The 3,995-nt window shown below is 59.7% G+C and carries 3 protein-coding genes; all 3 read left to right on the forward strand.

Going from position 1 to position 3,995, the window contains the following annotated elements; genetic code table 11:
- Positions 1 to 236 precede the first annotated feature (236 nt).
- The 3 genes from RIF72_RS19905 to RIF72_RS19915 are packed head-to-tail and all read left to right on the forward strand — an operon-like array spanning position 237 to position 3,848.
- Positions 237 to 821, forward strand: a complete 585-nt coding sequence (locus RIF72_RS19905) for an HhH-GPD-type base excision DNA repair protein (protein ID WP_309076514.1) — start codon at positions 237 to 239, stop codon at positions 819 to 821.
- A 58-nt stretch (positions 822 to 879) separates the two neighbouring features.
- Positions 880 to 1,284, forward strand: a complete 405-nt coding sequence (locus RIF72_RS19910) for a hypothetical protein (RefSeq protein ID WP_139025120.1) — start codon at positions 880 to 882, stop codon at positions 1,282 to 1,284.
- Between the two features lie 32 nt (positions 1,285 to 1,316).
- A complete protein-coding gene (locus tag RIF72_RS19915; RefSeq protein WP_309076513.1) occupies positions 1,317 to 3,848 on the forward strand; it encodes a DUF4132 domain-containing protein in 2,532 nt (843 codons plus the stop codon).
- Positions 3,849 to 3,995: the final 147 nt, after the last annotated feature.

Here is a 3,995-nt window from a genome sequence, read left to right on the forward strand (position 1 = left end):
TTTTTGGCCGCCTACCGAACCGTACACACCTTCCGGCTTTCCGTTTCGCACCCGGCGACTCAGAAAACAATACACCCCCCACACCCCCAACGCAAATCCACCCCAACCCCCACCCCACAAACCCCCACCAACCGCCGTCGAACGCCCCTCACTAACGGTGAGGCGCGGCGCCGGCAGTAGCTGGCTAAACACCGTCGGGTGGACGCCCAATGACGAAGCCATTGTCTGGTGGGAGGATGGGACGCATGGAACTGCACATCACAGGAGATGCCGCCGCGGACCAGCTACTCAGTGACGACGCCTTTGCGTTGTTGACGGGTATGTTGCTGGATCAACAAGTCACCATGGAGTCGGCGTTCGCCGGTCCGGAGAAGATCCGCACCCGTATGGGTTCCCTCGAACCCGGCACGATCGCGGAGTACGATCCCGCGGGCTTCGTGGAAGTCTTCAAGGAACGGCCTGCTGTCCATAGATTCCCTGGTTCCATGGCCGCGAGGGTCCAAGCCCTCGCCGCGACAGTACATCGGGAATGGGACGGCGATGCGTCCGCTATCTGGACCAGCGGAAACCCCGATGGCCCTGAAGTACTCCGTCGGCTAAAGGCCTTGCCCGGCTTTGGCGAACAGAAAGCAAAGATCTTCCTGGCCTTGCTAGGCAAACAGTGCGAACTACAGGCGGACGGATGGAGGGAAGCAGCCGGCCATTATGGTGAGGCAGGCTCCTACCTCTCGGTCGCCGACATCGTGGACCCGGAGTCCCTGGTCAAAGTGCGCGCCAGTAAGCAAGCGGCCAAGGCAGCCGCGAAAGCCGCCAAAGCGTAAGTACTGTCAGACCTGGCTTATACGATGCGGTAAATGCCTAGTCGATTGGTGGAACCTGATGGCGACATTGCGAATCTGTGATGAAAGATTGCCCGGAGCCGGGGCAACAGAGCAACTGGAGCTCTCCGGGCTGCCGGATGTCATCACAGTTGAAGAGCTAATACGCTGGCGCGTGCGCGAGGAAGTCGCGCGTTACAACGCCACCCACGGGGCTGGAAAATCCCCCGGGCTGGTGGAGGTCTCCGCCAGGGAAAGTGAGCTCAACGGTCTTGGACGCCGGGTACCAGACCACAAGCCCGTGAATTGGGAGCGGCACGCTGACACTGCGGTCAAAGGCTTTGAACGGAATGCATTCTTCGTGATGGTTGACGGCCGACAGGTCTGCGATCTGACGGCCGAAGTCGACGCCCTCACCGCCGTCGAAGCTGTCTTCATCAAGCTAGTACCGCTGGTTGGGGGATGAGCAGCTTGGTCGATTCAGAGGAGGGTTTCGCCATGCCCGAACGTCTGCGTGTCTTGGCCGGTATGCAAAGCGGCCGGCTCCTTGAGTTCTTCATGACTCCACATTCCGATTGGGCAGGTGGCGGGGAAAGCTTGGAAAAGTACCGGGAACGGTTTGCCAAGTACCTTGAGCAGCTCGACCCGGATGGGCAGAAGGGTGCATTCGCTTATACCTTCGCGCACGTACACGAGCACAGGTACGGGATCGCTGACAGGTATTACGAGCCTTTCGGCATCCCGGCAGGCCGCGTGCACATGCTGCCACCGGTCGAGCAGGCGCTCTACATCTTTTCGAAACTGACTCCGCTGGACTGGTCCGCCCAAGAGCTCAATTGGATGCTTAGCCACGTGCCCTACTCCCGATACATCTATCCTTCATGGTGCGGCGCGTTTCACGAGCCAATCCTGGCGCTGGAACCCACTGAGCGATGCAAAATTCCGACGGCGACCCGGCGGTTGGAGGCCATACTGCTCACGGATTTTCGGGATGGGCCGGGGTTGCATCCAAAGATCCGCGAATTTGATGAATTGCTGCTCAATGACAGCAAGGAAGACGGCCGTATCCCTTTGCAGTACGTGGCTGAGGACGACGACTTCGGCCCCTCAATACCCAGTGCGGTGAGGCCCGTTTTGCCGGAACACCAGGTCGCCCGGCTACTGCTCTTCATGAGCGAGCTGAGCGGGCCGAAGCCCACGGCGAAGTGGAAACGCGCAGCAGATCTGCGGATCTCGGAGCAGCCGGAAGCGCTGGGGGTTGCCCAGGCCCTACTCGGCCTGGCTGCCGAGCGCAGGCCTACGGCAGACCTGGGCGAAATTTCATGTGTTACCCCGCACGTTGGGTCGGTCCTGCGGGCCGCCCTCTGGCTCCTTGCGCTCCAGCACGATGCACCAGCACATATTCAGCTCATTCGAGACGCATCCGCCTACCTGGGGGCAGGCCACAACGGCAAGAACGGAGTTTGCCGCTCCGCAATAGCGGCCAACGCCGGCGTGGAGGCGCTCCTGGAGATTGCCAAGAGCCACGAGACCGCCACAGCTGAAGTCGTTGGAGCACTCACGCACATCCGGGACGTGGTCAAGAACAAGAACCTGCACAAACGCTTGGTCAACGTCATCGACCAACTGTCCGCAGAGCGAGGCATCTCTCCGTCGGAACTACTGGAAACAGCTGTTCCCGATCTGGGCTTGGATGCCGGCGGTGTAACGACCTACAAAATTGACGAGTACACGGCCAGGCTTTCCCTGACGAACGGACAAGGCGCGGCTGCCGTGAAGCTCGAATGGTTCACGGCAGCCGGAGAACCGGTGGCCATGCCCACTCAACTGAAGAACCATCCGAACTTGCCCACCGTAAAACTCGCGGCGAGCGAAGCTAAAAATGCCCTGAATATCCAGCGACGCCGGCTCGAACGGCTCATGGCTTCCGAGCGAGTGTGGACGGGCCACGATTTCTGCACACGCTACTTGGAACACCCCGTGGTTGCAACTATCGCTCGCGAGCTGCTGTGGACGATCACGTCAAGGGAAGGAGAGTTCTCCGGCTACCCTCAACGCACTGCTGATGCCGGCGGTTGGGAATTGGCGGGAACCCAAGGCGAAGCACACGCCATCCCCGGCGACGCAACCGTAGTTCTATGGAAACCGTGGGCACGGAGTGTCGATGAAGTACGCTCCTGGCGCTCCCACCAACTGCAGCACCGGTTGAGACAACCGTTCAAGCAGGCATACCGGGAGCTCTATCTGCTGACTCCCGCCGAATTGGAGACTGGACACTACTCCAACCGGTACGCCGCACACGTGCTTGACTACGCTCGTGCACAGGCGGTTGCGAAGGAACGCGGCTGGCACGGCACCCAATTAGGTCCTTGGGACGGCGGCCAGGACACCCAGATGTATTCCGAATTCCCTGACGAACAGCTGAGGGCGGCATTCAGCATCGAACTTCTTGAGCTCGAAACAGAACGTGCAAACCTATGCTCAACCAACAGGGTGTGGTTCGAAAGGCGCGTTGCCCGGGACACCTGGGAGCCAATAGGCCTTGATGAAGTACCGCGGGCCGTGTTTAGCGAAGCCATGCGGGACGTGGACCTCTTTACCTCAGTGGCTGCAATCGGACCGGATCCGGATTGGGCAGACCACCCGAATGGTCTCGTCAGAGACTACTGGGGCGAAACACACACTGAGGCACTCTCCGAATCAGCACAGACCAGACAGGAGTATCTCGGCGAAATCCTCCCCCGGACAATTCTGGCTGAGTCCTGCCAGTTGACGGACCGCCATCTCATAGTCCGGGGTACGCATCGCACCTACAAGATCCACCTCGGATCAGGAAACATTCTGATGGAACCAGACGATTCCTACCTTTGCATCGTGCAGGCACCGAGATCATCGTCCGAGCGTATCTTCCTCCCCTTCGAGGAGAAGACTGGAAGACTGGCAACGATCCTGTCCAAAGCCTTCATGTTAATGAACGATGACAAAATCACCGACCCATCCATCCTCAGTCAAATCCACGGGACCCGCTGAGGCGTGGGCCTTAAATGTCGGAAGCCTCCATGGGTGGTGGAGGCTTCTGTTGTGGGTTTGGTTGTTAAATGCGGGAGACCCCCCAACTGGTGGGTTGGGGGGTCTCTACCTAATGGTTGTCCGGCGGTGTCCTACTCTCCCACACCC

It is taken from the genome of Paenarthrobacter sp., assembly GCF_031180005.1.
Classification (GTDB): domain Bacteria; phylum Actinomycetota; class Actinomycetes; order Actinomycetales; family Micrococcaceae; genus Arthrobacter.

Coding starts and splice junctions, on each gene's coding strand:
- RIF72_RS19915 (WP_309076513.1), top strand. CDS start 1,317: ATGCCCGAACGTCTGCGTGTCTTGGCCGGTATGCAAAGCGGCCGGCTC.
- RIF72_RS19910 (WP_139025120.1), top strand. CDS start 880: ATGGCGACATTGCGAATCTGTGATGAAAGATTGCCCGGAGCCGGGGCA.
- RIF72_RS19905 (WP_309076514.1), top strand. CDS start 237: ATGGGACGCATGGAACTGCACATCACAGGAGATGCCGCCGCGGACCAG.